Genomic DNA, 20,080 nt, shown 5'->3' on the forward strand with positions numbered 1-20,080 from the left:
CGTTGAGGTGCCAGCACGTCGTTGGAAAGAATCCGATGCCTTTCAATCGGCGTCGTCTTCCAGATTAGAGAAAGGTGGCGCATCTCATGTTTTACCAGCTTTATGAATTGAACCATGCCGCATTGGCGCCTTATCGTGCTTTCGCCGATATCATGCGCATGGTCTATGCCAATCCGCTCAATCCGATTTCGCAGACGCCCTGGGGGCGGACGATGGCGGCAAGTCTCGAAATGTTCGAGCGCACCACCCGCCGTTACGGCAAGCCGTCGTTTGATCTGAACGACACCGTGATCGGCGACCGAAAGGTTGCCGTGCGGGAAGAGATCGTATGGTCACGCGCCTTCTGCAATCTACTCCATTTCGCGCGCAACATTCCAAGCGGCCATGCGGCCGACCCACGCATTCTCATCGTTGCGCCGATGTCCGGCCACTATGCGACGCTGCTGCGCGGTACGGTCGAAGCGCTGTTGCCTAGCGCCGACATCTACATCACGGACTGGATAGATGCGCGCATGGTGCCGATGACGGAAGGCACCTTCGATTTTGACGACTACGTTGACTATGTCATCGAGATGCTCCGCTTCCTCGGTCCGGACACACATGTGATTGCCGTCTGTCAGCCGTCCGTGCCGGTCCTGGCCGCCGCTGCCGTCATGGAGGCGGAAAACGACCCGTTCTCGCCCTCGTCGATGACGCTGATGGGTGGGCCGATCGACACGCGCATCAACCCGACAGCCGTGAACCAACTCGCCAAGGAACGGTCGCTGGAGTGGTTTGCCGATAATGTGATCATGAATGTGCCGTGGCCGCAGCCGGGCTTCATGCGCCCGGTCTATCCCGGCTTCCTGCAGTTGTCCGGCTTCATGTCGATGAACCTCGATCGACACGTGATCGCCCACAAGGAATTCTTCATGCATCTGGTGAAGAACGACGGCGAGCCGGCCGAGAAACACCGCGACTTCTACGACGAATATCTCGCGGTCATGGATCTGACCGCCGAATTCTATTTGCAGACGGTCGATCAAGTCTTCATCAAGCACGCGCTGCCGAAGGGTGAGTTGCTCCACCGTGGTAGGCTTGTCGACCCCGCTGCGATCCGCAATGTGGCACTTCTCACTGTGGAGGGGGAGAACGACGATATATCCGGCGTCGGCCAGACAAAGGCCGCCCAGACGATCTGCGTCAGCATTCCCGAGAACATGCGCATGCACTACCTGCAGCCCGATGTCGGCCACTATGGCGTCTTCAACGGATCGCGCTTCCGTCGCGAAATCGCGCCGCGCATCGTTAACTTCGTAAGGGAACATGCGCGGACGGGAAAGCCTGTGGTAAAGAGGGTTATCAAGGGCGGAAAGTCCGGCTGATTTCGGCGCGTCTGAATTAGTGATTTCATTTCAAAGCGTTGTCCGATTTGGGGGCAGGCTGCCTTGAAGCTGGCTGGGGGTGTAACCACATCGATTCCAGCGTTCGGCATCTCGCCGGGCGCGGAAAATGCGAGGACACCGCACGATGAACCAGTCAGCATTGCTTCGGCCGGATTGGACTCCGGCTACCATTGCCCTGATGATCCTCGGCTTCGTGGTTTTCTGGCCTCTGGGTCTCGCCATGCTCGCCTACATCATCTTTGGGGAGCGTTTGCGCGGTTTCAAGCGTGACGCAAACAGCACCGCCGATGGATTCTTCGCCGGCTGCCGACGTTCGCATGGCCGTTATCGCCCTCATTTCTCGACAGGCAATGTTGCCTTCGACGATTGGCGGAAGGCCGAGCTCGACCGGCTGGAAGAAGAGCGTCGCAAGCTTGATGAAATGCGCGAGGAATTCGATTCCTACGTACGCGAATTGCGCCGCGCTAAGGATCAGGAAGAGTTCGACCGCTTCATGCGCGATCGCAAGAACGCCAAGCGCGACGACAACGGTCCGGTAGCAGAATACCAGACTCCGTGATCCCCAGGACTGTTCAGCACTGAAACTTCGAACCGGCATCCTCGATGCCGGCTTTTCTTTGCAAAGAATTCCCGCGAATCATATAGAAAATGCCTATGTTCCCGCTCCTCGCAAATTCACGCCGTAGCGTTCGAAAACCGGCTCCGCCCGAGACGCGAACGCTTGACGTGGCTGGGCGCCTGATGCCGCTTACGATCAAGCAGCACGAGCGAGCGACCCGCATCACCTTGCGGATTGAACCAGGCGGCCGGGGCCTGAAAATGACGATCCCGAGTGGGTTGGCGCAGCGTGAAGTGAACGCCTTCCTCGACCGCCATCAGGGCTGGCTGCTCACCAAACTTGCGAAATTCTCGAGCGACTGTGGCCTGCGCGACGGTGGCACCATACTATTTCGTGGCGCATCTCATCGCATTCACCACACGGGCAGCCTTCGCGGGCTGACGGAAGCGATCGTTGTTGATGGCAAGCCGGTCTTGAAGGTCAGCGGCATGCCTGAGCATCTCGGGCGCCGGATTGCGACGTTCCTGAAAAAGGAAGCGCGGGCCGATCTCGAGAGGCTGGCAACACTGCATGCCCGCTCGATCAATGCACCGATCAGGTCGATCGCCATGAAGGATACCCGCAGTCGATGGGGTTCCTGCTCGTCTGAGGGAAATCTGAGCTTTTCCTGGCGCATCGTGATGGCGCCACCGTCCGTCGTCGACTATCTCGCGGCACATGAAGTCGCGCATCTCAAGGAGATGAACCACGGACCACGCTTCTGGGCGCTCTGCAAGAAGCTCTGCCCTGACATGGAAGAGGCGAAGGCCTGGTTGAAGCGCCACGGCAGCCAGCTGCACGCCATCGATTTCGACTGATCGAAGCCTCGCGAAATTCAGCTTCTGTCGCGATTTGGCTCGACTCCAAGCGCATTTCGTGTCACTTCGCTGCCATGAAACCGGATATCAAAATCTGCGGGCTGAAGACGGCTGAAACAATCGATCGCGCCCTGGCGCGGGGTGCCACGCATATCGGCTTCATCTTCTTTGAGAAGAGCCCTCGCTACGTCGAGCCCGACATTGCCGGCAAGCTTGCGGAGCCGGCACGCGGCAAGGCAAAGATCGTTGCTGTCGTCGTCAACCCGACCAACGACGATCTCGATGAGATCGTGGCGCTGTTGAAGCCCGATATCTTACAGTTGCATGGCGACGAAAGCCCGGAGCGCGTTTTGACCATAAAGGCGGTCTACGGGCTACCTGTCATGAAGGCGTTTTCTGTGCGGACGGCCGATGATCTGAAGCGGGTCGAGGCCTATATCGGCATCGCCGATCGGTTCCTCTTCGATGCGAAACCGCCGAAAGGATCGGATTTGCCCGGTGGCAATGGCGTTTCCTTCGATTGGAGCCTCCTCACTTGGCTTGACGACAATGTGGATTACATGCTTTCCGGTGGCTTGAACAAAGGTAACATTGCCGAGGCGCTTGCCATTACGAAGGCGCCGGGGATCGACGCGTCCTCCGGTGTCGAAAGCGCACCCGGCGTCAAGAACGTCGCAATGATCGATGAGTTTTTCGATGCGGTCGAGAGGGCCAATCAACCCGAAACGGCCTCAGGGAGTTGAGAGTGAACCAGACGCCAAAACCGAATTCCTTCCGCTCCGGCCCTGATAAAGACGGCCGTTTCGGTATCTACGGCGGCCGTTTCGTCGCCGAGACGCTGATGCCTTTGATCCTCGACCTGCAGGACGAGTGGAACAAGGCGAAGGACGATCCGGAATTTCAGGCTGAACTGAAGCATCTCGGCGCTCACTATATCGGCCGCCCGAGCCCGCTGTATTTCGCCGAGCGCCTGACGGCTGAACTCGGTGGCGCGAAGATCTACTTCAAGCGCGAGGAGCTGAACCACACGGGTTCGCACAAGATCAACAATTGCATCGGCCAGATCCTGCTTGCCAAGCGCATGGGCAAGACCCGGATCATCGCTGAAACCGGTGCCGGCCAGCATGGCGTTGCATCTGCGACGGTCGCTGCCCGTTTCGGTCTTCCCTGCGTCGTTTACATGGGCGCAACCGATGTCGAGCGCCAGGCGCCGAACGTGTTCCGCATGAAGCTGCTCGGTGCCGAAGTGAAGCCCGTGACTGCCGGCCACGGCACGCTCAAGGACGCCATGAACGAGGCGCTGCGCGACTGGGTCACGAACGTCGACGACACTTACTACTTGATCGGCACGGCCGCCGGCCCGCATCCCTACCCGGAAATGGTTCGCGACTTCCAGGCCGTCATCGGCACCGAAGCCCGTCAGCAAATCTTGGAAGCCGAAGGGCGCCTGCCGGATCTCATCATCGCTGCCGTCGGCGGTGGTTCAAACGCGATCGGCATTTTCCATCCGTTCCTCGATGACGCGGGCGTCAAGATCGTCGGTGTCGAAGCCGGCGGCAAGGGCCTCAATGGCGACGAGCACTGCGCCTCGATCACGGCAGGTTCGCCTGGTGTCCTGCATGGCAATCGCACTTACCTGCTGCAGGATGGCGACGGCCAGATCAAGGAGGGCCATTCGATTTCCGCGGGTCTCGACTATCCCGGCATTGGCCCCGAGCATTCCTACCTGAACGACATCGGCCGCGTCGAATACGTGCCGATCATGGACCATGAGGCACTGGAAGCCTTCCAGACGCTCACCCGCCTTGAAGGCATCATTCCGGCACTGGAGCCGTCGCACGCTCTGGCCGAAGTCATCAAGCGGGCCCCGAAGATGGGCAAGGACGAGATCATCCTGATGAACCTCTCCGGCCGCGGCGACAAGGACATCTTCACTGTCGGCAAAATTCTGGGAATGGGTGAGTAAGTCATGACCGCACGTATGGATAAACGCTTCGCCGATCTGAAGGCGGAAGGCCGGCCGGCACTCGTCACCTATTTCATGGGCGGTGATCCGGACTACGAAACCTCGCTCGGGATCATGAAGGCTCTCCCGGAGGCCGGCTCCGACGTTATCGAACTCGGCATGCCGTTCTCCGATCCGATGGCCGACGGTCCTGCGATCCAGATGGCAGGCCAGCGCGCTCTGAAGGGCGGCCAGACGCTGAAGAAGACGCTGCAACTTGCCGCCGATTTCCGCAAGACCGACGACGCCACGCCGATCGTGATGATGGGGTACTACAACCCGATCTACATCTACGGCGTGGACAAGTTTTTGGACGACGCGCTGGCGGCCGGCATCGACGGGCTCATTGTCGTCGACCTTCCGCCGGAAATGGATGACGAACTCTGCATCCCCGCCCTCAAGAAGGGGATCAATTTCATTCGTCTGGCGACCCCGACGACTGACGAAAAGCGTCTGCCGACCGTTCTGCGGAACACCTCCGGCTTCGTCTATTATGTCTCGATGAATGGCATAACCGGCTCGGCCCTGCCGGACCCCTCTCTCGTATCGGGTGCCGTCAAGCGTATCAAGGAGCACACCAAGCTGCCCGTCTGCGTCGGTTTCGGCGTCAAGACCGCGGACCACGCAAAGGTCATTGGCAGCTCGGCGGATGGTGTTGTTGTCGGTACTGCAATCGTCAATCAGGTGGCAACGAGCCTCACCAAGGACGGGAAGGCAACCGCCGATACCGTTCAGGCCGTCGCCACGCTCGTTCGTGGACTGTCAACGGGGACACGTTCGGCGCGCCTTGTTGCTGCCGAATAGTTTCCCCACATTGACAAGAGTCAATCAGGAGTTTTCGACTTGAACTGGATCACCAACTACGTCCGCCCCCGCATCAATTCCATGCTGGGCCGCCGCGAAGTGCCGGAGAACCTCTGGATCAAGTGCCCGGAAACGGGTGAGATGGTCTTCCATAAGGATCTGGAAGACAACAAGTGGGTCATCCCGGCCTCCGGCTATCACATGAAGATGCCCGCGAAGGCACGACTTGCCGATCTTTTCGATGACGGCGCTTATGAAGCGCTCGTACAGCCGAAGGTCGCGCAGGACCCGCTGAAGTTTCGCGATTCCAAGAAGTACACGGATCGCCTTCGCGACAGCCGCATCAAGACCGACCAGGAAGACACGATCGTGGCCGGCGTCGGCAAGGTTCGCGGTCTGAAGCTCGTCGCTGTCGTACATGAGTTCAACTTCATGGGCGGCTCACTCGGCATTGCCGCTGGCGAGGCGATCGTCAAGGCATTCGAGCGCGCCATCGCCGAGAAGTGCCCGCTGGTCATGTTCCCGGCTTCGGGTGGCGCTCGCATGCAGGAAGGCATCCTGTCGCTCATGCAGCTGCCGCGCACGACCGTTGCCGTCGACATGCTGAAGGAGGCGGGGCAGCCTTACATCGTTGTGCTGACAAACCCGACCACTGGCGGCGTCACGGCATCCTACGCGATGCTCGGCGACCTGCATCTGGCCGAGCCCGGCGCGGAAATCTGCTTTGCCGGCAAGCGCGTCATCGAGCAGACGATCCGCGAAAAGCTGCCGGAAGGCTTCCAGACGTCGGAATACCTGCTGGAGCACGGTATGGTCGATATGGTGGTCAAACGCCACGATATTCCGGATACGCTGGCACGTGTCCTGAAAATCCTGACGAAGAAGCCTGCGGCGAACCTCTCCAAGGAAAACAGCGGGACGCTTGCGATAGCCGCTAGCGCCTGACAGAAACCGTCACAGGCGGGTTGAGCGATGATACCCAGGGGCCAAGCCGCAGTGAGTGAAGCAGCGCAGGAAATCGACAAGCTTATGGGATTGCATCCCAAGGGCTTCGATCTGTCCCTGGATCGCATCACCCGGCTCCTTTCCATCCTCGGCGATCCGCAGAGGAAGCTGCCGCCCGTCATTCACGTGGCGGGCACAAACGGCAAGGGCTCTGTGACAGCCTTTTGCCGGGCCTTGCTGGAGGCTGGCGGTTACAGTGCTCATGTCCACACCTCTCCGCATCTCGTAAACTGGCATGAACGCTACCGAATCGGCGTCAAGGGCGGCCGCGGGCAGCTCGTGGATGATGCCGTTTTCGCCGAGGCGGTGCGTCGCGTCGCAGCCGCCAATGACGGGCAGAAGATCACTGTTTTCGAGATCCTGACGGCTGTCACCTTCATTCTGTTTTCAGAGCATCCCGCCGATGCCGCTATCATCGAGGTTGGCCTCGGCGGACGTTTCGATGCGACGAACGTCATTTCCGATCCTGCCGTCTCGGTCATCATGCCGATCTCTTTGGACCACCAGCCCTATCTCGGGGATCGGGTCGAACTGATCGCGGCCGAAAAGGCCGGCATCATGAAGCGCGGGCACCCCGTTGTCATCGGCAAGCAGGAGTATGATGCTGCGCTCGACGTTCTGATGTCGACCGCTGAACGGCTGAACTGCCCGACGGCCGTCTTCGGTCAGGATTATATGGCGCACGAGGAATATGGGCGCCTCGTCTATCAGGACGAGTTCGGTCTCGCCGACCTGCCATTGCCGCGGCTTCCGGGCCGCCACCAATATGCCAACGCCGCCGCGGCGATCCGTGCCGTCAAGGCTGCGGGCTTCACGGTGACCGAAACGATGATGGAAAAGGCGCTGCTTTCAGTCGAGTGGCCGGGCCGCCTTCAGCGTCTGAACGACGGGCATCTAATGGCCAATGCTCCGGCCAAGGCGGAAATCTGGGTCGATGGCGGCCATAATCCCGGTGCCGGCGAAGTCATCGCCGAAGCCATGGCGAATTTCGAAGAAAAGCAGCCGCGGCCCCTCTTCCTGATTATAGGCATGATCAACACCAAGGATCCGGTTGGCTACTTCAAGGCTTTCAAGGGATTGGCGGAGAAGGTCTATTGCGTACCGATTCGCGGCAGCGACGCGATGGTCGACCCGGTCATCCTGGCAAACGCTGCCTATGATGCGGGCCTCGTCGCAGAACCGATGTCGACTGTCAGCGAAGCGTTGGAGGCAATCAAGGAGGGTGCTTTTGAACAGGCCCATCCGCCGCGCATCCTGATAGGTGGCTCTCTCTATCTCGTCGGCGATGTGCTTGCAGACAATGGCACGCCCCCGACATGAAAAAAGCCCGGTCAATGCCGGGCTTCTTCGTATCTGCTTATGGGTGAATTAAGCGGCGCTTGAGATCCAGCTCGAAAGAGCGGTCTTCGGGGCAGCGCCAACCTTGATGTCAGCAACTTCGCCGGCCTTGAATATGGCAAGTGTCGGAATGGAACGGACGCCAAACTGGGCGGCAAGTTCCGGGTTCTCATCGATATTGAGCTTGGCGACTTTCACCTTGCCCTGAAACTCGACGGCGAGTTCTTCGAGGCTGGGGGCGATCATCTTGCACGGGCCGCACCATTCAGCCCAGAAATCGACGACGACGGGTTCTGCGGATTCCAGAACTTCCGACTGGAAGTTGTTGATATCGACTTTTACGGTAGCCATAGGCTGCTCCTTTACGGATTCCTGTTGAAACACATGTGAGCGTGCGGTGCGGGAATTTCAATGCCCGGTATTTCACTTTGTCTCGAGTCGCGCAAGCGCCGAGGCCAATGCGTCCGGCGTCAGCGTGTGAACGAAGCCGCTTTCCGTGTAGACGAGGACGCAATCGACACGCTTGCCGGGGTAAAGCGGCGTCAGGATTTCACGATAGATGGCTAGCTGCGCCTTGTGGGCAAAAGGGATGACCTCTGCCGTCTGCGGCGGGACACGATTGGTCTTATAGTCGAGTACGACAACGCGATCGTCGAAGACCGCCATTCTATCGACGCGGCCCGAAACGGCGTGGTCGACTCCGCCGATCGTCAGCGTGCCCATGACCGAGACTTCCGCCTGTGCATGGGTTGAGAACACGGGTTCAAGGCTCGGGTCTCGCAATAGTCTCAATACCGAATCGACGAGTTGCTGCCGCTCCGCTTCCGGCCAGAACGACGCGGCGCGTTTGGCGTAGCGCACGGCCGCATCCGCCTGCTCGCCGCGCGGAACATCCGGCAGCGTCTGCAGCATGCGGTGGAGAAGCCGACCCTTTTGCAGCGAACGATCCGCCTTGTCCCTTTCGGCGAAAAGCGGAGAGGCGACAAGGAGGTCATCTGCGCCGTCATCAACGATCGTTCCGGCACCGGACGGGCTAAGCGGGCGAGGTAGCTGCTTGCGCGGCGGCAGCGGCCTGCCGAGGCTGGGTGGGATGGACGCTTGCCTGGAAGTCTGTTCTGTGCGTCCAAGACGCTCAAAACTGCGCGCGATCCGTGGAACCCGCCATTTGATACCAGTCCAGGTACCGTCCGGCCCGGAAAATGTCGCAGCCGACACATGCGGATGGCTGTCCGTCATCGCAGTGGAAATCATCGTATGCCAGGTGTCGGTGTTCGGCCGGATGCCTCTGTAGCCGCAAACTGTTAGCCGGTCGGCAGCCCGGGTCATCCCGACATAGAGTAACCGCCGATACTCCTGTTCCGCCAGCAACTGGATGCGCGTCGCGTCGGCCTGGGTGAGGGAGTTGCTGAGATCGCCGAGCGGAACCCATGCGGGCAGGCTTGGTTCGCCAGGCTCCTGCTCAAGCAGCCGAAGCTTTGGCATATGCGAATGGGTAAAGGCCTTGGACCCGCCATCGACCAGGAACACGATCGGCGCCTCCAGACCCTTTGACGCGTGGACGGTCATGATCCGGACTTCGTTGCGTCCCTTGTCCTGCTCGCGTTTTACCTCCGGCGCTTCGATCTCGAGCGTCGAAATGAACGACTGCAGTCCAGGCAGGCCCGAGCTTTCATGGTCGAGCGCGAAAGTCAGGAATTCATCGAGGATATCGCTGACCTCGGTTCCGAGCCGAGCAAGGAACTGTCGTCGGCCGCCGTGGCACCCCAGAACGCGGGCATAGAAGTCGTGAACCGACAGCGTCTTGGATTCATCCAGGAAGAGCTTGAGGCGTGAGACGGCCGTTTCGAAGCGCGCATTGCCGTCGTCGGCGAACTTCTGCAGGTGAGCCCAGGCACTCTCGCCCTCCGTACGAAGGGCGGCAACTGCGAACACGTCGTCTTCACTCAGATCGAGTAGCGGGCTCTTCATGAGCGCAGCCAAGGAGAGGTCATCCTCGGGCAAAAGCAGTAAGCGGCCGAGCGCTACCAGGTCCTGCACTGCGATGTGGCTCGTCAGGCGCAGGCGGTCGGCGCCGGCCACAGGTATGTCGCCGCGTCGCTTCAGGGCGCGCGTCAGAGCGTTAACGAAGGCGTCGCGCTTGCGCACAAGCACGAGGATATCGCCGGCTTCGATGAGGCGCTCCTTACCCTTCTCCACGATCGTTTCCTTGCCGACCAGATCGCCGATCGTGTGGGCAATGCGACGCGCGAGAATGGACGCGGGCGCACTCTCCGGCGTGGCGTCAAAAGGTGCGGTCCAGTCCTCTTCCTTTGTTATTGCCTCAGGCGCCACCATCTCCCAGAGATCAACGGCGCCGGGATGCCCAATGCGATTGGAACGGTGAACCACGGGCTCGCCTGTCGCGCTCAGTCCACGGGCATTCTCGGCGGGCGTGAAGACATGGTCGACGGCGGCTAGGACATCCGAGGTCGATCGGAACGAGAGTGGTAACCGCACCGTCGAGAAGGCAAGCCCGCTCTGGGCGACGCGCCGGCGCGTCCGCTGGCTTTCTTCCGAAAAGCGTTCGGGACGGGCGCCCTGGAACGAATAGATGGATTGCTTTTCGTCACCAACGGCAAAAAGGGTCCGCACCGCATGGCGGGCGCTTTCGCCCGAAAAGAAATCCCCAGCCAGCGACTGGATGACACTCCATTGGATCGGGCTCGTATCCTGCGCCTCGTCGACGAGAATGTGGTCGATGCCCTGATCGAGCTTGTAGTGGATCCACGGGCCAACGTCGCTCTTGTTCAAGAGTTCGGCAGTTCGCGTTATGAGATCCTCGAAGTCGAGTTGGCTGCGTTGCTTCTTGAGGTCGTCGTAGTCTTTGTTGAGGCGGTCGGCGAGCATCAGTGCAGCGCGGGTGGCCTCGTACATGCGCGCCGTCTTCAGCCGATCTCGGCATAGCACAACATGCGCTCGTGCTGTTGCTACTGCGTCTGGGAGTCCGGGGGCTTCGCTTAGCATCCCCTTCACGAAGAACTGCGAGTCGGCCTTTGGATCCCCCTTTACAGTAAGGAAGATCTTCTCCAGCAGCGACGCACGGCGCGCATGGTCACGTTCGCGCGCAGCCGACCGTAAGCCGGTTGCAGTATCATGTGCCTTGGCGCCACCCTTCTGGTCAGCGACGTCTAGATATTGGTCGAGTGCACTGCCACGCAGACCAGGGAGCGGCCAATACTCCTCGGTAATTCCAATTGTGGTGGCATTGGCGGAGAGGCGAAGTTTCTTCCGCAACACGGCATCGACGCCACCCTTGCGTTCCGAATCTTGCGTAAAGGCTCGAATTGCATTGCGATTGGCGATGATCTCTTCCAAAAGATTTTCCAGACCCGCCTCATCGCCCAGATTGAGTACGTAGCCAAAGGCCTCTGCGAGCGTCGGATCGTCCTCTGGCGTCGTCGCCGTGAGGAGGGACCGCCGTGCATCCGCCAGAAGGGTCGCGGCGGCGCGATCGTCGAGCACGGAGAAATGCCCCGCGACGTTCGCTTCCAGCGGAAACTGGTGCAGGAGCGCTTCGCAGAAGGCGTGGATCGTCTGGATCTTCAGACCACCCGGCGTCTCGAGCGCCTTCGCAAAGAGCCGTCTCGCTTTCGCGAGTTTTGACGCATCCGGCGCCCTGCCTTCGACCCGCGCGATGCGCTCTTCCAATTCCGCGTCGGGCAGGACGGCCCACTCGGCCAGCCGCTCGAACACGCGATTGGACATCTCTGAGGCTGCCGCTTTCGTATAAGTCAGGCAGAGGATTGCTGACGGGCGTGCCCCGGCCAGCAGCAGCCGAATGACGCGCTGCGTCAGGACGTGCGTCTTTCCGGAGCCGGCGTTGGCCGAAACCCAGGCCGAGCGTTGCGGATCGGATGCGATCGATTGCTGTATGGTCGTCCAACTCGTCCAGGCGAGGGGATCGTCGCCCTCGGGCAGTGTTGCTTCGTCATTCATCGCCGGTTGCCTCATCGCTCTCTGCGGCAGACCATTCGGAAACGCGTGCCAGATGATCGTAGTCGCCACCAAAGTCGAACTGCTGTGCCGGCACAAGCCGCGAGGTGAAGCCCTTCTCGCCCGACTGCAGAAGCGAGACAAACTTTATCAATTGATCGATCGAGTCCGCGGCCAGGTCCATGGCTGACTTCGCCTTGTCGTTTCTGGTCGATGTCTCGTTGTTGACGGTGTCGACCTTGAAGCGATCTCCCGGCCGCAGACGCACATAGAGGAGATCCTGCGGAACGAGACTGCCTGCCTCCCGGAAAGCGCCCGCGTGGAGCGCGGCTGCCTCCAGCGCCAGTTGGGGATCGAGGAGGGTGCGCGCCTGAGTCGGAGAAGGATTGTGCCCGGTCTTGTAGTCGATGATGTCGGCGATGCCCGTTCCGGTGATGTCGATCCGGTCGGCAACACCGCTTAGCCGGACATTGATGGGCTTTAGCTCCACACCGCCCCGCACCTCTGTCAGCGTTCTTCGAATGCCCGGCTGTCGTTGCGCCTCCCACTCGAGAAACGAACGGGCAACCTCCCGAAAGCGCAAACGCCAGACGGCATCGACGTGCGCCGGAAGTTGCTCAATATCAAAGAGCTCGGTCAGAATGACCTCCATCGCCGTTTCCGCCGCCTGTGTTCCGGCAATGTGGCCTTCACGCACGAAGCGGTCGATGATCTTGTGATAGAGCGTTCCCCGCTCTGCGGCGCCGGGGTCTCGGTTGAAGGGAGCCACCGGATCGAGGCGGAGAACGCGCCGCGCATAGATCGCATAGGGGTCGCGACGGAGACGTCCAACCTCGCTGAACGAGTACGACTTCGGCTGCATTTCCAGTGGCGGCGTTGGGCTTGGACGCTGCGCAGACGCCTGGCGGTCGCCTTGGTCGATCAGGTTTGCCCACTGCACAAAGTTGTCGCCGCGGCCCTTGAGTTCGGCCTCGAACTCCTTCCCGCCGAACGCAAGCAGCCGCTGCAGCCAGCGTGATGCAACGGTCGGTGTCGAACCTTGCCGGAGTGCCCGCGAATAGATGAGGTGACGCGTGCCGTTGGCCATTTCGAAATCGTGAGCCAGCTGGCCGATTCGCCGCTCCGGTGGCTCCAGCCCAATCTCCGTCTTCATTGTGCGAGAAACGAAAGGGTTGTTGGATGTTTGCCCCGGCCATGATCCTTCGTTTAGCCCTCCCAAGATGAGAGTATCTACGCTCTGGAGGCGCGCTTCCAACGTGCCGAAGATGAACAGTCTTGGATGGCTCAGCGCCCGCGGTTTTGCCGCCTGGCCGGCCAAGAGCGCTGCTATGATATCGATCCACTGTGGACCGTCGGCGTCGATCCGTCCTTCGGTTTCGATGACTTCGCCGAGCATTGACGCCAGCGTGTCGCCTGCCTCCCCCGACCAGAGCCCGGCAAGGTCACCACGCTCGTCGCCTGCCACTGCCTCCAGTGCGCGCCCGGTGCGCCTGGCCCAGTCGGAAAGTGCAAAGCTGGTCGTCCGGCCTCGCTCTTCGGATAGGTTTCGAACAAGCGCGGAGGCAAGCGATTCAGTGGCTCCGGCAACGCGGCGGGCAAGATCCCGCGCGCGATCGACTGCATCGGCGGGGAGCGCCTTGCGCCATTGCGGCGCGTGACGATCCAGGGCCTGCTCCGACAATTGTTGTTCAAGGAGCGGTTCTAGCGCGGCGATGTCGACGTCGGCGACGCCACCCCGCAGCGCCAGCAGCTCGAGTGCCGCGACTGCCGCGACAAGTGCGCTGCGCTCCAGGCCGAAGCGCGCTAGGGGATGCTTGAGCAAGCCTACGATCGCGACGGGATCACCCGGGCGAAGTGTTGCTTCGAGCAGCAGTTGCAGCAATGTTCCCTGTGGCGTCGCGGAAAGCGGCGTGCCTGCGGAGTCATCAGCAACGATGCCGAAACGCGATAACTCCGTGGTCACGCGGCGAGCTAGATTTCGATCAGGCGTTATCAGCGCCGCCCGGCTTTCACCGTCCTTGCCGGGACGCTCAAGAGCCAAGCGCAGGGCAATTGCGATGGCTGTGGCTTCCTCTCGCTCATTGCCCGCCTCGATCAGCGACACATCTGCGAATGCCGTTGAAATGGCCACATCGGATAGCCTTGCCTTCCACGCGCCCCAATCGCTGGTGGCTTCGGCTGGCGACAGCGCATGCGAGAGGATTTCGCTGCGCTGCTGCAACGCCTCGGCTGGCTCTGCAAGCGGCACCACATCCTCGCGGGTGCGGTTCAGTCGCCTCAGCAGCTGAGCGAGGCCATATTGCGAGTGGCTGCGGCTCGCCGGATTTGCAGGCTGATCTTTCCGATCGTCCGGCGCTACCATCCGCCAATGCTCATCCGGCATGCCGAGGTCCAGGCCCGGCAGAATGATGACGCCTTCCCTAAGGTTGGCGACTGCCGCGATCAGATCGGCCGTCGCCGGCACCGAGCCCGTCGATCCTGCAATGATGATGGGTCCCATCGGCGGGACTGTCGCAAGACGATTTGCTTCGGCACGAAGGATGGCGTTGCGGTGCCTTGCTGGCGACGATTTGCCGAGCTCATTCAGTCGCTCCGGCCAGAAGGCGCTGGCGATCTGCAGGAATTCGGCCGTCAGCTGCCACCAGAGCGCATAGTCTTTCGCGTTCAGGCGGGACAGTTCGCTCCAGTCTCGATCCTCAGTCTCGATGGCGTCGATCAATTCCGCGAGGTTGCGGGCAAGCCAAATGGCGTCGGCGGGGCTTGCGGGTGCGACGAGCGGCGAATCGGAGTGGATGCTGCGCACGATCTCCGGCAGCCTGTTTCGCCAGGCAAGGATAAGGCGCGCGAGTTCCAACAGGCGGGCGGTGTTTGATAGCGGCTGCGCAAGATCCAATGTCGCTGGCAGGGCTTCGTCGAAATACCCGCTGTCGTCGTCGGTTTCACCAAGCGGGCGGATGACCGGCAAGATTGCTGATCGCCCACCAAGAAGGTCGACGAATTCGGAGCGGAGCACGCGTGCGGCACGCCTTGTCGGCAGATAGATCGTGGCTTTTGAAAGCGATAGGGGATCGCCGGGGTCGTACCGGAAATGCGGTGTCAGCCTGCCGTCACAGAGGCTTTCGGCAAGGGTCTTCAGGAAGGGAAGCCCTGCGGGGATGCTCAAGACCCTCGGCCAGTGCTGCTCGGCCATCCGTCATGCAAACGTCCGGTAGCGCCGGATCGTTTCCTCAGCTTCACCGATAGCCTCGGGCGTGCCGATTGTAAGCCAGTGTCCTTCGAGCACCGTGCCGTACAGCCGCCCGCGGGCGATTGCCTTGTCGAAATAGATATTGAGGTTGAACGGATCGGCCGGAGCGTCATCCAGGAACGACGTGTCCATGGCAATGGCGCCGGCGTAGACGACGGGGCTCGGCCCGGAATCGGCAAAGCGCGTCAACCTGAAATCCTTTGCCATATTGAAATCGTTCTTGCCGTTGTGCCCGGTGGTGTCTTCCAATTTCACGCAAAGCATGGCCATATCCATGCTTTCCGGTTGGAAGAATCCGGCTAAGCGTGTCAGGTTGTTCGGAACGCCTGGACGTTCTCCGATCCAGAAAAGGTCGGCATTCGTGACAAAAACTTTGCCAGGAGCAAGAAGCTTCAGGCCCTTTGCAAGGCCACCGCCGTTGTTCATCAGCTTTTCGCGTTCGTCGGAGATAATGATCTCGAGGTCTTTGTATGATGCCAAATGGGCGAGCATCTGGTCGGCGTGGTGATGAACATTCACCACCACCCTTTCCACACCGGCTTCTACAAGCGAATCCAGCGCGTAGTCGATCATCGCCTTGCCGCCGATCGTCACGAGCGGTTTCGGGATGGTGTCGGTGATCGGCCGCATGCGGGTTCCAAGACCCGCAGCGAGTATCATGGCTTGCTTGATGCTCATCTGATCCGAAAAATTATGATTCGCTTGTCACTATTCCAGCCCTTACGCACCACTCGCGCAAGGGGGCAAGCGTTTCGTGTTGCAGCGCCACGGAAAGATAGGACAGCGTGCGGGGCATATGCTTCATGTAGCCAGGCTTTCCGTCTCGTTGCATCAAGCGAACCCAGAGGCCGGCGAGCTTGCAATTGCGCTGTGCCGACATGATCGCCCAACTCTTCAGGAAGCGCGCCTCATCGAAGCCGCGTTCCGCTCTGCGCAGCGACAGATAGTCGTCCATCAATTGCTGAAATAGCTCGGGGGCGATTGTGACACGCGCATCCTGTACGATCGAAGCCAGGTCATAGGCCGTAGGACCGATCATTGCATCCTGGAAATCGATCAATCCGACGCGCGCGATACCGGTCTCGCTCTCGCGCCAGATGATGTTCGGCGAGTGGAAATCGCGAAGGAGGAGGTTCTTCTCGGAGGTCTCCAATTCGTCGATCAGGCTGTCCCAAATGGCGAGGTATTCGTTGCGCTCGGCATCGCTGGCAGCGACGCCCCCACGCTTCCAGGGCAGATGCCAGTCTAGAACGAGACGCGCTTCCATCTTCATCGCCGTCCGGTCGAAATCGGGGATGTGATGGACATGGCTATCCGTGACGCGGATGTCCTGCGGGATCGCGTGCTTGTGGAGATGCGCCAAGCAAGCGACGCTCGCCCGGTAACGCTCGGAGATGGCCTGACCTTGCGCGTCCAGAACGCCGTCGGCGCCAAGGTCCTCCAGCAGCAGAATGCCTCGGTCGTAGTCGACCTGGTAGACCTCAGGTGCAGCAAAGCCCTCCTGTCGGAGCACATTCGCAATGGCGACGAAGGGATAGGCATTCTCCGCGATATGCGCGACCTTCGGATATGGCTTGCCGTCCAGGACCGGCGGCCCTTCCGGCAGCGGCGGCCAATCCATCAGAATCCGTCGTTTCTCGTCATCGGCATAGACGGCCTCGTAGGCTCGAAGAGATGCGTCTCCTGTCAGGAAACGACGTTTCGCCCGGGGATACCCTGCATCGCCAAGAAAAGCCCGAATGGCAAGGACGCGGCCGATTCGGGCCGCCTGCTTTTCCGGCGCCGCAATGGTCACACGTCGACCCGCGCCCTCCTGCTCCAGCTTGACGGCGATGCGGTCTGCCGGCAGTTCGTCACGCGCCACCTCAGGCCATTCCACGAGGCAGATGCCGTCCTCGAGCGCTTCGTCGAAGCCGAGTTCGGTCAGTTCGGCCGGATCGCCGAGACGGTAAAGGTCGAAATGCGCGACCGGTATGCGCAGGTCATAGGCCTGCACCAGGGTGAAGGTGGGACTCGGCACCTCGAGCTCGTCGTCATCCGCCATCGCGCGCAGGAATGCGCGGGCAAGTGACGATTTCCCGGCGCCGAGGTCGCCCGACAGGGCAAGGCAGTCGCCTCGCTTCAGCGCCAGCGCCAGATCTTCACCAAAGCGGATTGTTTCCGCCTCGTCCTTCAGGAAGAGAGAAATGACAGGTGTGCCCGTCATCATTCGGCTGCGACGGACGTCGGGAGATCGACCGAAGGAATCCGGCAGGTCACGATCGTGCCCTTGCCTGGCTGACTGTCAATGGTGACCGTCCCGTGGTGAAGACTGACGAAGCTGTCGACGATCGAGAGCCCTAGTCCGGCGCCGCCCCTCTTCCCACTCTTTGCACCGGTGGCGAATCGGTCGAACACGTTGGCGATCATCTCCTGCGAAATACCCGGGCCGCGATCGCTGACGGAGAAGACGAAATCCGTCCCTTCGCGCCGGCATTCGAGCGAGACTGACGAGCCTTCCGGTGAAAAGTTGGCTGCGTTGGAAAGCAACTTCACCAGTATCTGTTTCAGTCTTTGCGGGTCGGCAACAATCGAGCCCAGATGCGCCGGTGCGGTAATCTCCAGCGTCACACCGCTTTCCTGTAGCCTGTCTGCAATCTGCATCGATACGTCGTCGAGCAAGTCGCCAAGATCGATTGGCGAGTAATTGAGCCGCATGATGCCGGCGTCGACCGTGGCAAGATCGAGGATATCGTTGACCAGCGTCAGCAGTACCGAAGAGGAGGTCGAGATGTGATCGATGTATTCCGCCTGCCGGTCGTTCAGCGGTCCGAGTCCCGGGGTGCGCAGCAGGTCGGTAAAGCCGATGATGTTGGTCAGCGGCGAGCGTAGCTCATATGAAACATGCTGGACGAAGTCGTTCTTGAGCTCGTCCGCCTTGCGCAACGCTTCGTTCTTTTCCGTCAACGCGCGCTCAGCACGGACGCTGTCAGTCATGTTGACGAAGGTCAGCATCGTCTGTGCATTCGGCAACGGAATGACGGCATAGTCGAGCACGAGACCCGAGAACAGCTCGAGCGTTCCCTGGCTCGAACGTCGCTCGTCGTCGAAGCTGGTGATCAGCTCGGCGAAGGTCTTCCATCCGTCCGGACGGTCATAGGACTGAGAGCATGCCTCGCCAAGGGCGCGGATATGCGTGCTGGGCTTCGCCTCGGCCTCAGTGATTCCCCAGAGTGCGCGAAATGCAGGATTCGAGAGGCGAATACGCCCGTCGGGGCCAAAGACGGCAACACCCTCCGAGAGATGGTCAATCGTCTCGCCCTGAACCTTGAGAAGCGTATTGTAGCGTGTCTCAAGGTCGACCTGCTCGGTCAGGTTCTCGAACACCCACGTGGCGCCGCCTTGCGGATGCGCTGTTGCGAAGACCCGCAGCGTCTGGCCGTTTGGCAAATGCCAGAGGTCCGACTGGGTATCGAGCGCCCGATAGACCGAAAGTGCGGTTTCCTTCCAGGATTTCCAGTTCAGCTGATCGGGCAGCTTCTTGGCAGCGCGCAGGCGCTCCAGCAGTTCAGCATTGTCGGGCCGGCTTTCGAGGAAGGCGATGTCGAGTTCCCAGAGAGAAACGAAGGCCTGATTGTAGAACTGCAGGCGGCGGTCGCCATCGAAGATCGCGACGGGCGTTGCGAGATGATCGAGTGTCTCGGCGTGGCTCTTCAGCGTCCGCTCGAGCTCTGCGCGAACAGCTTCGATGCCTGAAACATCGACGGCTATGCCGGCGGAGCCGCCCGGGACTTTCACATCGACAACGTCAAAGAAGGTGCGGTTTCCGCGCACTACGGTCGAAATCTTGTCGTGGAAAGGCGACTCGGTGGTGGCCGTGGCGCGGATGCGCTCGCGGGCAACTGTCGTCAGGAATTCCCGCCCCTCGTCGACGGCTTGCTCCGGCGTGGCTGCCTCGACAGCTTCGCCGTAGGCGTGGTTGGCCCAGGTCAGCCGACCTTCGGTATCACGCTGCCAGGCTGGGAGATCGATTGCATCGAGCATGCTCTGAAACGCCGAGATCGAGGACAACAATCTGTCCCGCTCGATCTTAAGCTCGGCAAGCTCGGCTCGAAGATTGTTCAGCGCCACAAACCGGACGAATGCGCGGCCGCCGGAAACCCGGCCCTGCGCTTCAAGGATTTCCTCGCGGTGGGTTTCAACGACCATGTCGAAGCTATGGGCTGACCCACGCAGGCGGTCGATTGCACGCTCAAGTTCGGATGCAGAGCGCGGCTTCAGCCACAGCCCGAAGGCAAGGAACTCGCTATCCTGCGGCGCTCCGGTTTCCGCCGGCAGCTGACCGATCAGCTCAGGGCGCTCATTTCCATCCCAGATGACGATCCGGCGATTCTTGTCCGCAATCAGCGCCTGATATTGCGAAATGCGCTGTTGCGCGTCGGAGAGAGCCGAGCGGATCTCGCGGCTTTCGCTTTCAAGATTGCCGCGCTGGCGCACGACCCAAAGGGTCGAAAGTAACGCGGCCGAGATCACACCGATAACGACGGAGAGGCCGACAACCTGCGATGATGTGAAAAGATGCGCGGACGCGATAGCCTCGGCTTCGACCTGGGCGAACACCGGAGGCGCAATCGCTGCCATTGCGGTGCCGGCAGCAAAGACTCGCGCCACGCGAGCGAGTATGCCCGGCTTCTCGGTCGTGGCCTTTGAGCTGCCGACGGGTTTCAGTTCACCTGAATAGAGCGGGCAGGAGTCAGCGTGAGTGCCGCCCTCCGCCTGTTCGACCAGGCTGTGCATCATTTCCGACATGCGCGGTATGTCTCCGTCCTTTAATGTGCCGCATCACGACAAGACATCCCATTTTCGAAGCAAACGGACACGTCCGTGGCCACGAATCGAGTGTTAAAACAATACTTCGGAAGGGAATCG

Annotated in this window: 14 protein-coding genes; 8 read left to right on the forward strand and 6 right to left on the reverse strand. The window is 60.6% G+C overall.

Annotated features, from left to right (window positions below; all coding sequences use genetic code 11):
* The first annotated feature begins 86 nt into the window (after positions 1 to 86).
* From ACSQ9D_RS18895 to ACSQ9D_RS18930, 8 genes are all read left to right on the forward strand, one after another.
* Positions 87 to 1,364: a polyhydroxyalkanoate depolymerase gene (locus tag ACSQ9D_RS18895; RefSeq protein WP_436283439.1), complete on the forward strand. Its 1,278-nt coding sequence runs from the start codon at positions 87 to 89 to the stop codon at positions 1,362 to 1,364.
* A gap of 145 nt (positions 1,365 to 1,509) precedes the next feature.
* Entirely contained in the window at positions 1,510 to 1,944 is a 435-nt protein-coding gene (locus ACSQ9D_RS18900; RefSeq protein WP_007798075.1) for a DUF2852 domain-containing protein, read from the forward strand.
* 95 nt (positions 1,945 to 2,039) lie between these two features.
* Positions 2,040 to 2,801: a M48 family metallopeptidase gene (locus tag ACSQ9D_RS18905; RefSeq protein WP_436283440.1), complete on the forward strand. Its 762-nt coding sequence runs from the start codon at positions 2,040 to 2,042 to the stop codon at positions 2,799 to 2,801.
* A gap of 74 nt (positions 2,802 to 2,875) precedes the next feature.
* Entirely contained in the window at positions 2,876 to 3,544 is a 669-nt protein-coding gene (locus ACSQ9D_RS18910; RefSeq protein ID WP_037116754.1) for a phosphoribosylanthranilate isomerase, read from the forward strand.
* A gap of 2 nt (positions 3,545 to 3,546) precedes the next feature.
* Positions 3,547 to 4,767, forward strand: a complete 1,221-nt coding sequence (trpB, locus tag ACSQ9D_RS18915; protein WP_436283441.1) for a tryptophan synthase subunit beta — start codon at positions 3,547 to 3,549, stop codon at positions 4,765 to 4,767.
* A 3-nt stretch (positions 4,768 to 4,770) separates the two neighbouring features.
* Positions 4,771 to 5,610: a tryptophan synthase subunit alpha gene (gene trpA / locus ACSQ9D_RS18920; RefSeq protein ID WP_024313191.1), complete on the forward strand. Its 840-nt coding sequence runs from the start codon at positions 4,771 to 4,773 to the stop codon at positions 5,608 to 5,610.
* Positions 5,611 to 5,649: 39 nt separating this feature from the next.
* Positions 5,650 to 6,555: an acetyl-CoA carboxylase, carboxyltransferase subunit beta gene (gene accD, locus ACSQ9D_RS18925; protein ID WP_037116758.1), complete on the forward strand. Its 906-nt coding sequence runs from the start codon at positions 5,650 to 5,652 to the stop codon at positions 6,553 to 6,555.
* Between the two features lie 27 nt (positions 6,556 to 6,582).
* Positions 6,583 to 7,935, forward strand: coding sequence for a bifunctional folylpolyglutamate synthase/dihydrofolate synthase (locus ACSQ9D_RS18930; RefSeq protein ID WP_436283442.1), 1,353 nt, complete (start codon positions 6,583 to 6,585; stop codon positions 7,933 to 7,935).
* Between the two features lie 48 nt (positions 7,936 to 7,983).
* On the opposite strand, the gene trxA is transcribed toward ACSQ9D_RS18930, so the two are convergent.
* From trxA to ACSQ9D_RS18960, 6 genes are all read right to left on the reverse strand, one after another.
* A complete protein-coding gene (gene trxA, locus ACSQ9D_RS18935; protein ID WP_024313188.1) occupies positions 7,984 to 8,304 on the reverse strand; it encodes a thioredoxin in 321 nt (106 codons plus the stop codon).
* A gap of 72 nt (positions 8,305 to 8,376) precedes the next feature.
* Positions 8,377 to 11,928, reverse strand: coding sequence for a double-strand break repair helicase AddA (gene addA, locus ACSQ9D_RS18940; RefSeq protein WP_436283443.1), 3,552 nt, complete (start codon positions 11,926 to 11,928; stop codon positions 8,377 to 8,379).
* Positions 11,921 to 15,115: a double-strand break repair protein AddB gene (gene addB, locus ACSQ9D_RS18945; protein ID WP_436283444.1), complete on the reverse strand. Its 3,195-nt coding sequence runs from the start codon at positions 15,113 to 15,115 to the stop codon at positions 11,921 to 11,923. Before addB ends, addA begins: the two co-directional genes overlap by 8 nt.
* Positions 15,116 to 15,118: 3 nt before the next feature.
* On the reverse strand, positions 15,119 to 15,850 hold the full coding sequence (locus tag ACSQ9D_RS18950; protein ID WP_436283445.1) for a nucleotidyltransferase family protein: 732 nt from the start codon (positions 15,848 to 15,850) through the stop codon (positions 15,119 to 15,121).
* A 13-nt stretch (positions 15,851 to 15,863) separates the two neighbouring features.
* Positions 15,864 to 17,378: a tRNA (adenosine(37)-N6)-threonylcarbamoyltransferase complex ATPase subunit type 1 TsaE gene (gene tsaE / locus ACSQ9D_RS18955; RefSeq protein ID WP_436283446.1), complete on the reverse strand. Its 1,515-nt coding sequence runs from the start codon at positions 17,376 to 17,378 to the stop codon at positions 15,864 to 15,866.
* Positions 17,378 to 19,960, reverse strand: coding sequence for an ATP-binding protein (locus ACSQ9D_RS18960; RefSeq protein ID WP_436283447.1), 2,583 nt, complete (start codon positions 19,958 to 19,960; stop codon positions 17,378 to 17,380). Before ACSQ9D_RS18960 ends, tsaE begins: the two co-directional genes overlap by 1 nt.
* Positions 19,961 to 20,080 lie beyond the last annotated feature (120 nt).

Source organism: Rhizobium sp. LjRoot258, assembly GCF_964254185.1.
In the GTDB taxonomy this organism is placed as follows: Bacteria; Pseudomonadota; Alphaproteobacteria; order Rhizobiales; family Rhizobiaceae; genus Rhizobium.